The sequence below is a fragment of the Neorhizobium sp. LjRoot104 genome, from assembly GCF_964253725.1.
Lineage (GTDB): Bacteria > Pseudomonadota > Alphaproteobacteria > Rhizobiales > Rhizobiaceae > Neorhizobium.
In genome coordinates this window covers 1,343,550-1,359,736 of the sequence record NZ_CAXURS020000002.1, presented here as the reverse complement: position 1 = coordinate 1,359,736, position 16,187 = coordinate 1,343,550, and the positions used below count along the sequence as shown (strand labels likewise).

Here is a 16,187-nt window from a genome sequence, read left to right as displayed (position 1 = left end):
TCGCATTCGGTCATGAGAGGCATCTGCGTGAAGCACCGTACGAAAGAAGAATTCGTCGCCGACTTCCTGAGGGAGGGAATCATTTCCGGTCGGTTCCCGCGCGGGTCGAAACTCAAGCAGGCGGAGCTCGCGCAGTTGATCGGCACGAGCATCACCCCGGTACGGGAGGCGATCAAGCTTCTCGAAGCGGAGGGGTTCGTGCTCGGCGACTCGCATCGGGGAGCCACGGTCGCGCCGTTCGACATGGATTCGACCGACGAGATCGTGGATCTGCGCGTGACGCTGGAATCGAAGCTTGCCCTCGCCGCACTGAAGCGGCTGACGCCGCAGACCGTGCAGGAGCTGCGCGACCTGCAGCAGCAGATCGAACAGGCAGCGACTGGCGGGGACCGGGAAGCGGTCAGGCTCATCAACTACCGGTTCCACGAGGCGATCTACCTGGCCGCAGAGCTCCCGCAGACGCTGCAGTTCGTTCGGATCCTCTGGGCTCGCTACCCTTTCGATCTGATCAACAAGCTCGACAACCGCATCGAGCGGGCGTCCGCGGAACACCGCGAGATGCTGAGCGCCATCATCGTCCGCGACGAGGCGGCGATGCTTTCCGCTCTTCGCATGCACATCCGAGCCGGATGGGACGAGTTCAAGGCAGGCTACGCCTCCTAGGAGCTTTCCAAGGCGAGCCCGCGCTCGCTCTCCCGGTTCGGACCGATGTCTTCATAGACAAGTCAATCCGGGAGTAAGCAATGGCCGCCAACACGATCCTGCTCGTCATGGACATGATAAACGATCTCGTACATCCCGACGGGATGGGGGCGAAGACCTACGTGGTGAAATGCCGCGAGAGGAACGTCTACGAAAACACCAAGGCACTCATCCGGCGCGCAAGAGCTGCTGGCATGCCGGTTGGATATGTCAGGGTCGGCTTCTCGCCCGACTACAGCGAATGCCCGCGGAACTCCCCCGTCTTCTCCAAGGCGAGAGAGAACGGCTTCTTCAAACTGGGAGAATGGGGGACGGAGGTCTATGAGGAATTCGCGCCCCAGCCCGGGGACATCGACATCGTAAAGCACCGCGTCAGCCCGTTCTATGGGACGAAGCTGATGCCAGTCCTGAGCGCGCTAGGTGTCAGGCGGCTGCTTCTGACCGGCGTCTCCACTAACGGCGTCGTCCAGGCGGCCGCGCGGGAAGGTCACGACCGCGACTTCGAATGCATCGTCGTCGAGGATTGCTGCGCTGGAGCGACCGACGAGGAGCACCAGTACGCGATAGCTGGCGTGCGCCGATTTGCGGCCGTGTCAGCCGCATCCGAGCTTAAGTTCTAAGCACGCGATTCACCTAGGCTCCGCCACACCCGGTCGAACGGGACGGCGGAGCTATGTCAATTTATGGTAATAAAAACAGTTACTTAACCGATCTCGCTAATTCGATTTTGCATTGACCAGGATAATATAAAATGCATTATCTTACTCACCGCGCCTCTTACTGGGCGCAGTGGTCGTCAAATTTCGGAGGATGAAATGAACTTAGAGGTTATCGACAAGTCGAAGCAGGATGTAGGTGGCGCGCCCGCCGAAGGTCGCATTACCGATGAGGCCGTTGCCGCAGCCCGCGGAATGATCGGACTTCAGCTCCGTCCTGAAGGACCCTATCTCCAGGACGCGACTCCAGACACGCTGAGGAACTGGTGCAACGGCATCGGCGATCTCAATCCGCTCTACCGTGAGCAGGAGTACGGCCGCAATTCCCGTTACGGCGGTCAGGTCGCGCACCCGATGTTCCCGATGGCCTTCGGATGGGTCGGACGTACCCGCTGGGGCCTTCCTGGCGTCCACGGCTTCTATGCGGGGAATGACTGGGAGCTGTTCCGCCATATTCGTCCCGGCGACCGGATCAGCGCCATCGAGCGCGTCGTCGGCGTCGAGGAGAAGGAAAGCAAGTTCTCCGGGCGCCTCGTTCTCCAATACGTGGAAGCGACGTACAGCAACCAGCGTGGAGAGATCGTAGCCCGGGCGCTTGGCACCTGCACCCGCCACGAGCGCAAGGCCGCCCGCGATGCCGGGAAGTACAAGGACATCGTGACACACGAGTACACGCAGGAGGAGTTCGAGAAGATCGACGACGCGATCCTGCGCGAGGAATCCCGCATGCGCGGCGCCAACGTCCGCTACTGGGAGGACGTGTCGGAAGGCGAGGAACTCGATCCGATCGTGCGCGGCCCGCTTTCGCTGATGGACACGATGGGCTTCCTGGTCGGCTGCGGCCGCGGACACACCCACGGCGTCGTGTTCAAGGCGGCGATGAAGCATCCGGGTCACTTCTTCCGCAATCCGGAAGCGGGTGGCGGCATCGAATACACCGGCATCGGCCACCACCGCGAATCCACCGCCAAGGAAGTCGGCGTGCCGGGTGTCTACGACTACGGCCCACAGCGGTCTTCCTGGATGGCCTCTCTCGTCACCAACTGGATGGGCGACGCGGCCTTCCTCAAGCGCGTCCGCACCGAGATGCGCCGCTTCAACACGATGGGCGACTCCACCTGGTGCAAGGGCAAGGTCACCCGGAAATACATCAAGGACCGCCACGCGTTGGTCGACCTGGAGATTTGGGGCGAGAACCAACGTGGAGAGATCACCACGCCCGGACTTGCGACCGTCATCCTTCCAAGCCGCGATCCAAACATCCCCGTCCACTTCGACGGCGGCAATCTCGATCTCGAGCTTCCGGTCGTCCGGTAAGGCAGGCGCAGTCATGGACACCTTGCTGCCACTTGATGGGATTCGATGCGTGGAATGCTCGACGGGAGTCGCTGCTGCCTACGCCGGGCGCCTTATGGCGGCGATGGGAGCTGAAGTGATCCTCGTTGAGCCAATCGGAGGCTCGCCACTTCGACGCGAGCCTCCGTTTCTCGGCCCTGACAGCGACGAGAGCGCGCTGTTCGCCTACCTCTCGTCGGGCAAGACGGCGATCTCGCTCGATCTCGCGACCGATGCGGGGAGGTTGCAGCTCAGCGGCCTGTTGGAGACGGCAGGTATCCTGATCGACGACGTCGCCGTTTCGGACAGGAAGCGGCTCGGCCTTGATCCCGACAGGGTGTCTGGCAACTGGCCGGATATCGTTCACCTGTCCGTCCTCCCGTTCGGATCTCACGGTCCAAAAAAGAACTGGGTGGGTAGTGAACTCAATCTGATCCATTCGGCGGGGGAAGGCTTCCTCTTGCCTAATGGCCTGTCAGCCACACTGTTCCCTGAGCGGCCGCCACTGAAGATTGCCGGACACTTCGCCGAGATGCAGGGCGGGGTGGCGGGGGCGCTCAGCGCGCTCGCGGCTTTATGGAGCGGCAAGGGCCAGTATGTCGACGTATCGGTTCAAGACGCGAACCTCGCCGTCGGTGCGTTCACCGTCCAACGCTATGGCGACGGATCTCTCGAGCACAGGCTTTCACGTTCCTTTCGCTATGGAGGCGTAATCGAATGCTTGGATGGTTTCGTCGAACTTCTCACCCTGGAGCAGCGACAGTGGCACGGTCTTGTCGAGCTCATGGGGTATCCGGAGTGGGCAATGGATGCCGCTCTTGAGGACGCCGTCGCGCGCAGCCAGCGAGGCGACTTCATCAACGCCAAGATACGCGCCTGGGCCGCAAGGCGTGCCGTGGAGGACGTCGTCGTTGCCGCGCAGCGTCTCGGCGTTCCTATGGCCCGCTACAACGATCCGGAACAGATCCTCTCCGGCCACCACGAGAAGGCAAGAGGTCTGTTCTCGGAGGTGGCTCTCGCCGACGGCGGCACCTGCCTCATACAGTCGGCGCCCTTCAGGTTCGATGGCGGATCGCTGCCCGCAAGGCCCTGGCCGTCGTCTTCCGATGGAGAGAACGCCCATGACGAGGATCCGACAGAATTGCAGATGAACTCATGGAAGGAGCGGGCATGAAACCTCTGGAAGGTGTGCGGATCGCCGACTTCACGGTGCATGCTGCAGGGCCGTTCTGCACCCACATGCTGTCGCAGCTCGGAGCCGAGTGCATCAAGATCGAGAGCGCGCTGCGCCCTGACATTTTCAGGAAGCCGCATGCGGTCTACGGGAGAAACGGTCCCGCCAGCTTCGATCAGGTGGCGTCGAACAAGCTCTCGGTCCGGGTGAACATGAAGCATCCGGAAGGCGTGGCGCTCGCGAAGAAGATGGTCGCCGTCTCCGACGTAGCTGCGGAGAGTTTCCGGGCGGGCGTTATGAAGAGACTGGGGCTCGGGTACGATGCGTTGAAGGAGGTCAAGTCCGACATCGTCATGGTATCGGTTTCTTCGTCCGGACAGACGGGACCCGACTCTCACTTCGCAGGGTACGCGCCACTGTTCGGCGCATGGGGCGGGCTCGGATTCCTGTCAGGATACACCGACGGCCCTCCCGTGGAGATGCGGCATGTCATGGATCATTCTGTGGGATTGAACGCTGCGCTGGCGACCGTCGCCGCCCTGCATAGACGGCGCAGGACGGGGCAGGGCGCCCATGTCGACATCGCAGCCCGCGAGGTCGCGTCCTCGCTCGTAGGAGACTCGCTGATGGCCGTGTCCGCAGGAGGGCGCGTGGAGCGCCTGGGTAACGACGACTACCGGATGGCCCCTCACGGCCTCTACGCGACTGACAAGCCGGACCGCTGGCTCAGCATCGCGATCGGCAGCGAACAGCAATGGAGGGCGTTCGCGGATCTTGCCGGACTGGCTCACTTCCTTTCCGACCCGCGCTTCAGCTCATCCGAGGCGCGCCATGCAGGCAGAAGGGAATTGGACGCGGCCGTCGGCGAATGGAGCGTCCGGCAGGATGCCGGGGCTGCCGCCGCGTCTCTGCAACGGGTCGGTGTGCCCGCCCACGTGTCCTTCAACACGCATGACCTGGTGACCGACGAGCACCTAAGGCAGCGCGGCGCGATCGTGGACGTCGACGACAGCGAAGGGGGCAAGCGCGCCGCAGTTGGCTATCCGGGGCGGTTCTCCGTCAGCTCTGCGCCCGCCATCGAGAGGGGAACGCCGAAGCTCGGCGAGCATGAGGACTACGTCTACGGGGAGCTCCTCCGGATGACGCAACGCGAAATCGCCGATCTTGCGGATCGGGAAGTCATCTTCTGAGTAACGGGAGCCTTAGCATGTCAGCAAATCCGGCCATCACCCCCGCCGAGGACTATTCGGACTACGTGGGACGGACAGAGCGGCGCTCCGCCCTGATTGATCCGGAGCGTGTCGCAGCACTCGCCAGCACGTTAGACATGCCTTCTGCTCCTGCAGAAGGCGAGGATCTTCCTCCTGCCTGGCACTGGATCTTCTTCAACCCCTTCGTCCGCCGCAGCGAACTCGGAAGCGACGGCCATCCTCGAAAGGGCGGGTTCCTGCCGGATGTCGGCCTTCCGCGACGAATGTGGGCGGGCGGGCGCCTCAGTTACCTCACGCCGCTGGCGATCGGCGAAAGAGCCGAACGTGTCAGTGAGATCATGAGCGTGACCCCGAAATCGGGCAAGGCTGGTCGGCTCGTGTTCGTCACCGTCCGTCATCGGGTGATGGTTGGCGGGGACATTTGCATCGAGGAGGAGCAGGACATCGTCTATCGCGAGCCTCCACAGCCGGGCTCTCCGGCGCCCGCCACACAGCCAGCACCGACGGACCCAGATTGGTCCGAGGTCGTCACTCCCGATCCCGTACTCCTGTTCAGGTATTCGGCGCTGACCTCCAATGGTCACAGGATCCACTACGACACGCCGTACGCGCAGGCCGAGGAGGGATACCCCAATCTCGTCGTTCATGGCCCGCTGATTTCGAGCCTGCTGCAAGGACTCGCCGTTCGTGCCAAACCAGACCATCGACTAGCGCGCTTCGACTTCAGAGCCGTATCGCCGTTGTTCGTCGATCGGTGCTTCAGCATCGAAGGTGCCGAAAGCAATGGGGGAGGAGCGCTTCGTTTCTGGGCCAGGGGGCCCGGCGGCAACCTGGCCATGACGGCGGAGGCATGGTTCGAATGACCGCAAGCTCATCCTCCACGCTCTCCGACATGCAGGATCCGCGGAGCTACCTGTTCGTTCCGGGGAATCGACCCGACAGGTTCGACAAGGCTGTTTCCTCGGGAGCCGACCGCGTCATACTCGACCTGGAGGACGCCGTTTCGCCCGGCGAGAAGGAGGAGGCCCGCCACGCCGCGAGCAGGTGGCTCCAGCAGGGCATTTCCGCTGTCCTGCGCATCAATGGCGTCGACAGCTTCTGGTTCGATGGCGACCTTGCAGCAGCGGCCGCGCTCCGGACGGCGGAAGTCATGCTTCCGAAGGCGGATGTACCATCCCTGGAACGTGTCCTGCACTTTCTAGTCGATCGTCCCGTGATCGCTCTGATCGAGACCGTGGCAGGGCTTACCCAGGCAAACGAAATCGCCAGGATGAAGGGGGTGTCGCGGCTCGCGTTCGGCAACGTCGACTTCAGCACGGACGCAAGGCTTCCAGCGTCGAGTCCGGCTCTGGACCACGCCCGCTTCCAGATCGCGATGGCGTCCCGCGCAGCCGGCATCGCTCCGCCCATCGAAGGTGTGACGCTATCGCTGGATGACGACGAAGCTCTGTCCCGCGATGTCAGGACCGCTCTCGACTTCGGGTTCGGCGGGAAGCTATGCATTCACCCGAAACAGGTCGCCGCCGTCAACACACTGCTCGGACCGAGCGACGAGGAGGTCATCTGGGCCGAAGCGGTGCTCAGGGCCGTCGAATCAGCAGGGGAGAATGTCATTCAGTTCGAGGGCAAAATGATCGACAAGCCTGTGGTCCAGCGGGCGGACTATATCCTCCGACAGCGCCGGGGGACGGCGCGGGCGTCGCAGGAGGTCGGCGACCGCGCGTGACGTGGGCGCGACATCGAACAAGAGCTGAGGATGCTGCCTGATGCATTCCCGGATCTCGTTACCTTTGTCGAAAGCTGATCCTCGGCACTGCAGGCGATTGGCATGGCAAGCGGCGGAAGAACAAGAATCCCTTGACGCTGGCGCATAATAAAAGCTTTAAGGCAAAACGGAGGTGCTGGAATTACCCTGTTCTTCGGCGAAGGAACCTCGTAGGCAAGACAATTGTCAAGCAGGAGCGCAACCAGGATCAATGTCAGCGCACGAGACGGCAGCCAAAAAAACAAGGCGGACTCAAGCCGAGCGATCTGAAGAAACGCGCACCAAGCTCTGTCAGGCGGCACTGGACGCAATGAACGAGGTAGGGTACGGCCGTTTTTCGACGGAAGACGTTGCGCTCAGGGCGAATGTCTCGCGAGGTGCGCTAACCCACCAGTTTCCCAGCCGCAATGCGCTGATCATCGCCGCCTTTCAATATCTAATTTCCTCCTGGGAAGAAGATTGGCTTCTCTTCATTGAAGCAAATCAGAGGCGCCTGAGCCCGGATGAAGTGACGGATTTCCTCTGGGAGAAGCTTTTCCAGGCGGACAACTACATTGCGTCGCTGGAAATCATGCTGGCTTCCCGCAACGACGACGAACTCGGCAACGGCATTCGCGAGATCATGGTTCGCTGGGCATCCAGCCGTGACAAGACGATCGCCAAGCTTCTCGGCGTTTCGCTGGAGCGGCCGGAAACAGACGAGTTCATCCAGCTCAGTCTGTGCGTTCTGCGTGGCATCGCGCTTCACAGCAGCTTCAGTTCCAACTCCACCAAGGGGCTTCAGACGAGCCTCCTTGGTAAGTGGAAGGAAATGCTGGTCGCAACGCATGGCGGCAGCCAATAAGCAGGAGCTTCGCCCGGCGCCTTACTTCAGGATGAAGCCGTGGGCGAAAGGGTCCCGGTCGTCGATCAAGATCGTGTTGACGCCCGTGGTTCGGGGCCGCAGCCGCCTGATCAGTGAACTTCCCGCTCATAGAAAAGGCCCCGGGCGGGGCCTTTCGTCTTAGGGACAATGGGGCTCAGGCCTTGCAGGCCTGTACCGCGCCAGGGAGCTTTTTCCACTCGGCGTACCATGTTTCGAACAGGTTGAGCTGCGTCTCGACATAACGACGCTGGCTTTCGGAAAGGCTGTCGGTTTCGTTGAAGTGCAGCGTGTATTCCTTGTCGCCCTTCAGCACCATCATGTGCTTGAAGAAGAGGACCAGATCCGGACCTTCGTCGAAGGAGGACAGGACGGCAAGTGCCTGTTCCAGTTCCAGCGCGCGCTGGCGTGCATCGACATCGCCGCGAGCAGCTGCCTGGGAGAGGTTGGACAGGTGGATCACCTCCTTCGGCAGCACGTTGCCGATGCCGGTGATGGCGCCGGTCGCGCCGCAATTCACGAAGCCGTGGAAGACGGCAGTATCGACGCCGATCATCAGCGAGACGCCATCGTCACGGCTGGTGATGTTTTCCGCCGCATAGCGCATGTCGGCCGGGCCGCCGAATTCCTTGAAACCGGCAAGGTTCGGGTGCTCTGCCCGAAGGCCGAAGAACAGTTCGGCGCGCGTCGCGAAACCGTAATAGGGGCTGTTGTAGATGACGGCCGGAAGATCTGGAGCGGCAGACAGGATCGCCTTGAAATGGGATTTCTGGGCCGCGACTACCGATCCGCGTGACAGGACGCGCGGAATGACCATCAGGCCCTTGGCGCCGACTTTCTGCGCATGCGCGGCATGGGCAACGGCGGAAGCCGTATTGACGGCGCCGGTTCCGACGATCACCGGAATGCCTGCAGCAGTGAGGCGTCCGACGCCTTCCATGCGCTGGGCGTCCGTCAGAAGTGGCCAATCACCCATGGAGCCGCAATAGACGACAGCGGACATACCGGCCGCGATCAGTTCCTGACCCTTGCGCACCAACGCGTCGAAATCGGGCGTACGGTCATCCTTGCAGGGGGTCATCAGGGCCGGAATGACACCGGAAAAAATGCTGGCTTTCATCGCAAATTCCTTTTTGAACCGGGCCTGGAACTGGCTCTGCGCACGCAGGATTGCTCGCAAGAGCCATCGCCTCGCGAGATCAGGTAGCATCTTGTATTCAATTTGTCGACAGAAAATCGACGCCAGTTTTGCAGATCCGTTCCGTCGTAGCGGGCCCGCAATTTCTGCGCCTGCTGAACGATCTGTTCGGTATGCCCCGGACAGGATGTTCGGCTCGCTTGAGATCGTGCGCTGAAGATTTCGTTGTGCTCCTCAACAAGGCGGGCCGGTAGACGATCGTCGCAAGGCAGAAAATCTGCATTGGCGGCCATCATTGTCGGCGCATTCTACGATCGCCCCGCCGCGGCAAAGGCGGACTGGGGTTCGAACCCCGCAAGCGACGTGGAATTGTGCGGCTGCAATATAATTTGCCCGATAAGTGAGCAGATGCGGCATTTGCACCGCAAAGGGCATTTTTAATATTTTCGCTATTTACAAACAGACGTGATCGTTTTTATTGTCCGAATGGTTGCGAATGAGGGACTTCATGAACAGTTATATTTTCCACGGCGGCAATGTTCTCGACGTCGATAGCGGCGTGCTGCTCGACGGCGTCGAGGTCCAGGTCGAAGGCGATCGGATCGTCCGGGTCTCGTCGCAGAAGATCGATGCCACGGGCGTGGAACGGATCGATCTGAAGGGCCGCACGCTGATGCCGGGACTGATCGATGCGCATGTGCATGTCATCGCCACGCTGGTCGATCTCGCCAAGAATGCCGAGCTTCCGTCCTCCCTTATCGCACTGCGTAGTCGCAAGATCATGCACGAGATGCTGATGCGCGGCTTTACCACTGTCCGCGACCTCGCTGGCGCCGACCTCGGGCTCAAGCTCGCGGTGGAAGAGGAACTGATCGACGGACCTCGGCTGGTCATTTGCGGAAAGGCGCTGAGCCAGACCGTCGGCCATTGCGACTACCGCGCCCGCAACGACAAGCGGGAACTGCATGCCGCATCGCTCGGCGCACTCGGACGCATCGCCGATGGCGTGGACGCGGTTCGCCGCGCAACCCGCGAGGAAATCAAGGGCGGTGCCGAGTTCATCAAGATCATGGCGAACGGCGGTGTTTCTTCGCCCAACGATCCAATCCACGTCCTGCAATATTCCCGCGAGGAAATCCGTGCCATCGTCGAGGAGGCGGAGAATTACGGTCTCTACGTTGCCGCCCATACCTATTCCGATGCTTCGATCCGGCGCGCGGTGGAATGCGGCGTAAAATCCCTCGAGCACTGCAACCTCATTACCTTGGAGACCGCCAAACTCGCCGCGGAGGCCGGCGCGATCGCTTGCCCGACGCTGGCCGCCTATGAAGGCTTGGCGCTCGAAGGGGCCGCATTTGGTCTCAGCGCGGATTCCGCGGCCAAGATCGAAACCGTGCGCACCGGTGGCCTTGAATCCCTGCGCCTGATGAAGGAAGCCGGCCTGCCGATGGGCTTTGGCACGGACTTGCTCGGGCAGTTGCACAAGTATCAGTCGATGGAGTTCGAGATCCGGGCCAAGGTCCTGTCGGCACACGACATCATCTATTCGGCAAGCCGGGTTTCCTCGAAGCTCTGCATGCTGGAAAACCAGATCGGCGTTATCGCGGACGGCGCCTATGCGGATTTCGTCGTCGTGAACGGCAATCCGCTGGAGGATGTCACGATCCTGTCCCGCCCCCAGGAGAGCCTCGCTGCAATAGTTCGCGGCGGTACCTTCTACAAAAATACGCTCGCTGCGTGATCCGCGATGATCCGGGGATGCACCCTTCCTGAAAGATCCGGGCGCTGGCTCGTCGGCGGCCTCAATCTCCTCGCACCGGGATTGATGCTCTTGCCACTGATCCTCGTGTCGTGGTTGTCGATGATCTCGAACGAAATACTGGCGGCATTTGTGCCGTCCTTCATCCTGTTGTCCGTCACCGTCTCGATCACGATCGTCGCGGGCTATTACATAAAACGACGATACTGAGCTCTTTGGTCGATGCTACCACATCGGATTGATCGGTTCGTTTTTCTTCAATGGGGTTGAAATGCTGGAAATCAGCGGAGTAACGCGAAATTTCGGTGGGGTCCATGCCTTGTCCGGCGTCGATCTGACCATCGCGAAAGGCGGCATCGTCGGCATGATCGGCCCCAACGGCGCCGGCAAGACGACACTCTTCAACTGTATTTCCGGCGTGCTGCCGGTTTCGAGCGGCGAGATCCGGTTCCAGGGAAAGCGCATCGATGGCATGCGGCCGGACGAAATTTCCAGCCAAGGGCTGGTGCGCACGTTCCAGATCGCTCGCGGTTTCCCGCGGCTCACCGTGTTCGAAAGCCTCATGCTTTACGGCACGGATCAGCCGGGCGAGGGCCTCATCCAATCCTTGATGCGCGGCAAGGCGGGCCTCGAACGCGAAAAGAAGCTCATCGACAAGGCGCTCAACATCGCCGAACAGCTGAAGCTGTCGCATGTACTGGACAACAAGGCGTCCGACCTTTCCGGCGGCCAGAAGAAGCTTCTGGAAATCGGCCGGGCCATGATGCGCGACCCTGGCATGCTGCTCCTCGACGAACCGATGGCGGGCGTCAATCCGTCGCTCGTGCGGGAAATCGGCGAGCGTCTCGTCACAATCGCCGCCGAAGGCGTCACCATCGTATTGATCGAACACCAGATGGATCTGATATCGCGGCTCTGCGATCACGTCGTGGTCATGGCTGAGGGCAAGAAGATGATCGAGGGAACCTTCGATTTCGTGGCCGGCAACAAAGAGGTTCAAAACGCCTATATGGGGACCCGCAAATGAGTGTTCTGACCGTCGAGAAGGTCATCGTCGGTTATTCCGCGGGCGACCAGATACTCAAGGGCGTCAATTTCCACGTCGGCGCGCGCGAAATCGTCTGCATAGTCGGCCCGAACGGTGCCGGCAAATCGACCCTCTTGAAGACGATCGCCGGGCTGCTGCGTCCCTCGGAAGGTCGCATCATTTATGAAGGTACGCCACTCAACGGCATGAAGCCGCATGACGTTTCGCGCCATGGGATCGCGTTCGTGCCGCAGGAGCACAATGTTTTCGGCAACATGACCGTCTACGAAAACCTGGAAATGGGCGGCTACATCGCGCCGAAGCATTTTCGCGCCCGCGCGGATGAAGTGATGAAACACTTCCCCATCCTGCTGAAGAAAAAGAGCCAGCTGGCAAGGACTCTTTCGGGTGGGCAGCGCCAGCTGTTGGCGGTCGGCATGGCGCTGATGGTCGATCCGGGCCTGATCCTGCTTGACGAGCCGACTGCTGGTCTCTCGCCGGCGGCGGCAGACGAGCTTTTCGAGGAAATCCGCAAGCTCCGCGATGCGGGCAAGGCGATCGCGCTGGTCGAACAGAACGCGCGAGAAGCCATGGCAATCTCCGACCGGACCTACATCCTGGTCGATGGCAAGAACAGTATCGAGGGACCTTCCCCGGAACTGCTGGCCAACGAGGACATCAACCGGATGTTCCTCGGAGGATAAAACCGAAATGTCCAAGAGCTCAGAAAAAGAGGGAACGCAAATGAATAGAAGAGAATTTCTCGCCGCATCCGCCATCGTTGCCGGTAGCATTTCCGCTCCCGGCATCCTGAGGGCTGAGACCGCCATCAAACTGGGTGTCCTGACGCCCCTGACCGGCGCCGGCGCATCCGATGGCCCGCGCATGGTCAAGGCGATGCAGGCGGTTGTCGAAGAGGTCAACAAAGCCGGCGGCGTGATCGGCCGACCGATCGAACTGGTCATCGAAGACGACCAGACGAACCCCGAGGCGGCCGTGCGCGCCGCACAGAAGCTGGTCGGCGTCGATCGTGTTCCCGTGATCATGGGCACCTGGGCGTCGGCCGTCACCTCGGCCGTGGCGCCCGTATGCTGGGAAAGCAAGACCTGCCTGATGACTGTTTCGGGAGCTGACTCCATCACTCAGCTGCCGCATCAGGGTTACATCTTCCGCACCCAGCCGAACACCGCGCTGCAGGCGACCAAGCATGCCGAGTACATCGCGTCCACCGGCGCCAAGAAGGTGTTCTACATCGCCGTGCAGACGCCGTTCGCGGCAACGATGCGCGAGCAAATCGCCTCAGTCCTGACGGCGAACGGCTCCTCGCTCGTCGGTGGCCTGATCTACGAGGCGAACAAGACCAGCTATCGCTCCGAAATCGACAGCGCCATCGCCGCCAAGCCCGACTTCATCTACCTCAACAGCTATGCGCCCGACCTCACCGTCCTGCTTAAGGATCTCTATCGTGCCGGTTATTCCGGTGGCCGCATCACGCAGTCTTATGCCTATACGAGCAAAGTGGCCGAAGGCATCCAAGCCGATGTTACCGATGGGCTGGTCACCGTGCAGCCGTCCAGCGACGTCGGCAGCCAAGCCTATTCGCTGGTTCAGAAGCGGTTGAACAACCCGGCCGCGGATTCCTACGAGGCCCAGGCGACCGACTGGATCAGCCTCGCGCTCATGGCAATCCAGAAGTCCGGCAAGGCCGTCGGCACCGACATCCGCGATGCCGTTCGCCTGATCTCTCAGGGCAATGGCGTCAAGGTCTATTCGGCCGCCGAGGGGCTCAAGCTCCTGCAGCAGGGCAAGGACGTCAACTATGACGGTGCGAGCGGCAACTGCGATTTCAATGAGAAGGGCGATATCATCGATTGCCGTTTCCGTTACAGCGCAGCCAAGGGCGGCAAGATCGAATTGATCAAGATCGTCTGATCGGGGATAGCAGATGAATGTTCTCCAGTTGATTGCGAACGGGATCATGGCGGGAAGCATTCTCGCCATTCCGGCCATTGGATTGACGGCAATGTATTCCGTGCTCCGGTTCCCCAATTTTGCGATCGCTTCGCATGCCACAGCCGGCGCATTCGCCGGCTGGGTCGCGAATTCCGTTTACGGATTCTCGGTGCTTCCATCGCTTGCGATAGCACTTCTGATCAGCGGGCTCATCGGCTTGCTAACCGACGAACTGATCCTGAAGCCGTTCAGGTCGGCCGGCGTCGTCACGACGGCCATCGGTTCGCTCGCCCTGACGATCGGACTGGAGAACACCGTCCGGCTTTTCTTTGGAAATGACCTGCGTGGATACGACTTGCCCCTGGCACGCGACATCATCGTGGGCGGCATTCACCTCGGCCCGCAGCAATTGAACAATCTTGCCGTGTCGATAATCGTCATGGCACTGGTCTTCGGCTTTCTTTTCTTCACTCGCATGGGAAAGGCCATGCGGGCTGTGGCCGACAATCCACGGCTGGCTGATATCAAGGGCATCGATTCCCGGATCGTGGCGCGTATTGCCTCCTTCATGGGCATGGGGCTCGCCGGTCTGGGCGGAATGCTGATCGGACTCGATTCTTCGATCGACCCGCTGACGGGCTTCCGCTCCATGCTGCCGATTTTCGCCGCAGCCGTGGTTGGCGGGCTCGGCAGCATTCCGGGGGCGGTAGCGGGGGCCCTCGTGGTCGGCATCGCCGAGGAACTGTCGCTTCTCGCGTTGCCGGCAAGTTACAAGTCCGCCGTAGCCTTCATCGCGATCATGCTCATCCTGACGCTTCGCCCACAGGGGCTTTTCGGACGCGAGGCCAACTAGCATGGAAATCTATATCATCAGCATGTGCGTCGTGGCTGGCATTTATGCGGTCATGGCGCTGGGTCTCAACGTCATGTGGGGCATGGCCGGTCTCGTCAACCTGGGTCTGGTCGGATCGGCCGCCGCAGGCGCCTATACGAGCGCGATCCTGACCAAGACATTCGCGATACCGATCCCGCTTGGAATCCTGGCGGGAGCCTTCGTTGCGGCGGTCGTTGGGGCGGTCCTGTCACTGGTCACTCGCCGTCTGAAGGAACATTACCTGGCGATCGTCACGCTCGGATTTGCCGAAACGATCCGTATCGTCGCTTCCAATGAAATCTGGCTGACCAATGGCACCGATGGAATTTCCGGCATTGCCGGCCCGTTCCGGGCCGATCTCACGCCGTTCCAGTACAACCTCGTCTATCTCGGGATCGTCCTGCTGGTCCTCCTTGGACTTTATGTCTGCTGCCAGCGCATTTCGTATTCACCGTTCGGCCGCGTTTTGCGGGCGGTGCGCGATGACGACATGGTGGTCAGCGTCGCGGGCAAGAACGCGCAGTCATTCAAGTTGAAGGCCTTTTCCATCGGTTCCGGCATCATCGGTCTGGCAGGCGGGCTTTATGCGCACTACACGTCGTTCATCTCGCCGGACCTCTTCGTGCCGCTGCTCACGCTCTACGTGAAGCTGTCGCTCCTCGTCGGCGGTGTCGGGAACAATCGGGGCGCCGTTGTCGGGGCCGCCCTCATAATTCTCATTCTCGAAGGCTCGCGCTTCGTCGTCCCGTTTATTCCCTATATTTCGCCGGCGCAGGGCGCCGCGATCCGCGAGCTATTCCTCAGCGCAACCCTTCTCATCGTGCTGCGGTTCAGGGTCACCGGCCTGATGCCTGAACCACACGATCATCCTGTCATTCCACGCCCCGGAACCGCCAGGGCCGGAACATCCATCAAAGCATCCTGAAAGGAACATGTCCTCATGAAAACCAAGGCCCTCGCCCTGGAAGACGTCGCACGTCTGGTTTCCGTCATCACTGCACGCAATGATATTGCGGAAACTGCGCAGCTTCTGGATGAGATCATTCAGGCGCGCTACGGTCACAAGCTCTTTACCCTGTTCCGTATTGTCGAAGATGGAGAGGCCGTCGAGCGCCTGCATTCCAGCGACAAGGCCGCCTACCCGGCGCGCGGACGCAAGAAGCGGGAGGATACCGTCTGGGGGCGCGTCGTGTTCGGGGAAGGCAATGTCCTCATTTCGCGGAATGCCGAGGATATCCGGGTCAACTTCCCCGATTACGAGGTCATTTTCGGCCTTGGCATCAACAGCATGATCAACATCCCGGTCGTCTGGGAAGGCAAGGTGATCGGTTCGGCGAACCTGTCGCATCAGGATGAAGGTTTCTTTGACGACAAGGACGGCGACGGCCTGCGCATGCTCGTCGGCATCGTCGCGCCCGTCGTTGCCGGCACGCTCGACTGACCGCCCGATCCGGCAGGCTTTGCCCGGTCATCACCCGGAGGAACAGGCGTGAACATAGAGCGGATGATCTCGACGGTGGAAGTTCACACCGGTGGGGAACCGTTCCGGATCGTCGAACGCCGGGCCTGGGTGGAAGAAAACCTCGACAAGGTTCGTGAGGTTCGTGAAACGCTCATCTACGAACCGCGCGGCATGCGGACATGTGTGCCGGATATCTGACCGAACCAGTG

The 16,187-nt window shown here is 61.0% G+C and carries 18 protein-coding genes; 17 read left to right on the top strand and 1 reads right to left on the bottom strand.

The features are described 5' to 3' along the window. Window positions 1–27 precede the first annotated feature (27 nt). The 8 genes from ACSQ8R_RS28560 to ACSQ8R_RS28525 all read left to right on the top strand — a co-directional run bounded on the left by ACSQ8R_RS28560 (window position 28) and on the right by ACSQ8R_RS28525 (window position 7,747). Window positions 28–663 carry a GntR family transcriptional regulator gene (locus tag ACSQ8R_RS28560; RefSeq protein WP_436256705.1) on the top strand — a complete coding sequence of 212 codons (636 nt, stop codon included), beginning with the start codon at window positions 28–30 and terminating at the stop codon, window positions 661–663. 80 nt (window positions 664–743) lie between these two features. Continuing rightward, window positions 744–1,322, top strand: a complete 579-nt coding sequence (locus tag ACSQ8R_RS28555) for a cysteine hydrolase family protein (RefSeq protein WP_436256704.1) — start codon at window positions 744–746, stop codon at window positions 1,320–1,322. A gap of 195 nt (window positions 1,323–1,517) precedes the next feature. After that, on the top strand, window positions 1,518–2,735 hold the full coding sequence (locus tag ACSQ8R_RS28550) for an FAS1-like dehydratase domain-containing protein (protein WP_436256703.1): 1,218 nt from the start codon (window positions 1,518–1,520) through the stop codon (window positions 2,733–2,735). A 13-nt stretch (window positions 2,736–2,748) separates the two neighbouring features. After that, a complete protein-coding gene (locus ACSQ8R_RS28545) occupies window positions 2,749–3,927 on the top strand; it encodes a CoA transferase (protein WP_436256702.1) in 1,179 nt (392 codons plus the stop codon). Next, window positions 3,924–5,117: a CaiB/BaiF CoA transferase family protein gene (locus ACSQ8R_RS28540; protein ID WP_436256701.1), complete on the top strand. Its 1,194-nt coding sequence runs from the start codon at window positions 3,924–3,926 to the stop codon at window positions 5,115–5,117. Before ACSQ8R_RS28545 ends, ACSQ8R_RS28540 begins: the two co-directional genes overlap by 4 nt. A gap of 17 nt (window positions 5,118–5,134) precedes the next feature. After that, a complete protein-coding gene (locus ACSQ8R_RS28535; RefSeq protein ID WP_436256700.1) occupies window positions 5,135–6,001 on the top strand; it encodes an acyl-CoA dehydrogenase in 867 nt (288 codons plus the stop codon). After that, a complete protein-coding gene (locus ACSQ8R_RS28530) occupies window positions 5,998–6,864 on the top strand; it encodes an HpcH/HpaI aldolase/citrate lyase family protein (protein WP_436256699.1) in 867 nt (288 codons plus the stop codon). Before ACSQ8R_RS28535 ends, ACSQ8R_RS28530 begins: the two co-directional genes overlap by 4 nt. Before the next feature lie 172 nt (window positions 6,865–7,036). Beyond that, window positions 7,037–7,747 carry a TetR/AcrR family transcriptional regulator gene (locus ACSQ8R_RS28525; RefSeq protein ID WP_436256698.1) on the top strand — a complete coding sequence of 237 codons (711 nt, stop codon included), beginning with the start codon at window positions 7,037–7,039 and terminating at the stop codon, window positions 7,745–7,747. 175 nt (window positions 7,748–7,922) lie between these two features. Here ACSQ8R_RS28525 and ACSQ8R_RS28520 read toward each other — a convergent pair whose 3' ends face one another. Then, window positions 7,923–8,885: a dihydrodipicolinate synthase family protein gene (locus ACSQ8R_RS28520; RefSeq protein ID WP_436256697.1), complete on the bottom strand. Its 963-nt coding sequence runs from the start codon at window positions 8,883–8,885 to the stop codon at window positions 7,923–7,925. A 526-nt stretch (window positions 8,886–9,411) separates the two neighbouring features. On the opposite strand from ACSQ8R_RS28520, the gene ACSQ8R_RS28515 reads away from it, so the two are divergent. The 9 genes from ACSQ8R_RS28515 to ACSQ8R_RS28475 all read left to right on the top strand — a co-directional run bounded on the left by ACSQ8R_RS28515 (window position 9,412) and on the right by ACSQ8R_RS28475 (window position 16,176). Beyond that, window positions 9,412–10,644, top strand: coding sequence for an amidohydrolase family protein (locus tag ACSQ8R_RS28515; protein ID WP_436256696.1), 1,233 nt, complete (start codon window positions 9,412–9,414; stop codon window positions 10,642–10,644). Window positions 10,645–10,734: 90 nt separating this feature from the next. Next, window positions 10,735–10,872 (top strand): hypothetical protein, encoded by a 138-nt coding sequence (locus ACSQ8R_RS28510; protein ID WP_436256695.1) that lies wholly within the window; start codon window positions 10,735–10,737, stop codon window positions 10,870–10,872. Between the two features lie 61 nt (window positions 10,873–10,933). Then, window positions 10,934–11,689, top strand: coding sequence for an ABC transporter ATP-binding protein (locus ACSQ8R_RS28505; protein ID WP_436256694.1), 756 nt, complete (start codon window positions 10,934–10,936; stop codon window positions 11,687–11,689). Then, a complete protein-coding gene (locus ACSQ8R_RS28500) occupies window positions 11,686–12,393 on the top strand; it encodes an ABC transporter ATP-binding protein (RefSeq protein WP_436256693.1) in 708 nt (235 codons plus the stop codon). The genes ACSQ8R_RS28505 and ACSQ8R_RS28500 overlap by 4 nt, the downstream gene beginning before the upstream one ends. Before the next feature lie 40 nt (window positions 12,394–12,433). After that, window positions 12,434–13,621 carry an ABC transporter substrate-binding protein gene (locus ACSQ8R_RS28495; protein ID WP_436256692.1) on the top strand — a complete coding sequence of 396 codons (1,188 nt, stop codon included), beginning with the start codon at window positions 12,434–12,436 and terminating at the stop codon, window positions 13,619–13,621. Window positions 13,622–13,634: 13 nt separating this feature from the next. Beyond that, complete coding sequence (locus tag ACSQ8R_RS28490) at window positions 13,635–14,495, top strand: branched-chain amino acid ABC transporter permease (protein WP_436256691.1); 861 nt, start codon at window positions 13,635–13,637, stop codon at window positions 14,493–14,495. A gap of 1 nt (window position 14,496) precedes the next feature. Then, window positions 14,497–15,441, top strand: coding sequence for a branched-chain amino acid ABC transporter permease (locus ACSQ8R_RS28485; protein WP_436256690.1), 945 nt, complete (start codon window positions 14,497–14,499; stop codon window positions 15,439–15,441). A gap of 15 nt (window positions 15,442–15,456) precedes the next feature. Further along, window positions 15,457–15,957 carry a GAF domain-containing protein gene (locus tag ACSQ8R_RS28480; RefSeq protein WP_436256689.1) on the top strand — a complete coding sequence of 167 codons (501 nt, stop codon included), beginning with the start codon at window positions 15,457–15,459 and terminating at the stop codon, window positions 15,955–15,957. Window positions 15,958–16,005: 48 nt separating this feature from the next. Then, entirely contained in the window at window positions 16,006–16,176 is a 171-nt protein-coding gene (locus tag ACSQ8R_RS28475) for a hypothetical protein (protein WP_436256688.1), read from the top strand. Window positions 16,177–16,187 lie beyond the last annotated feature (11 nt).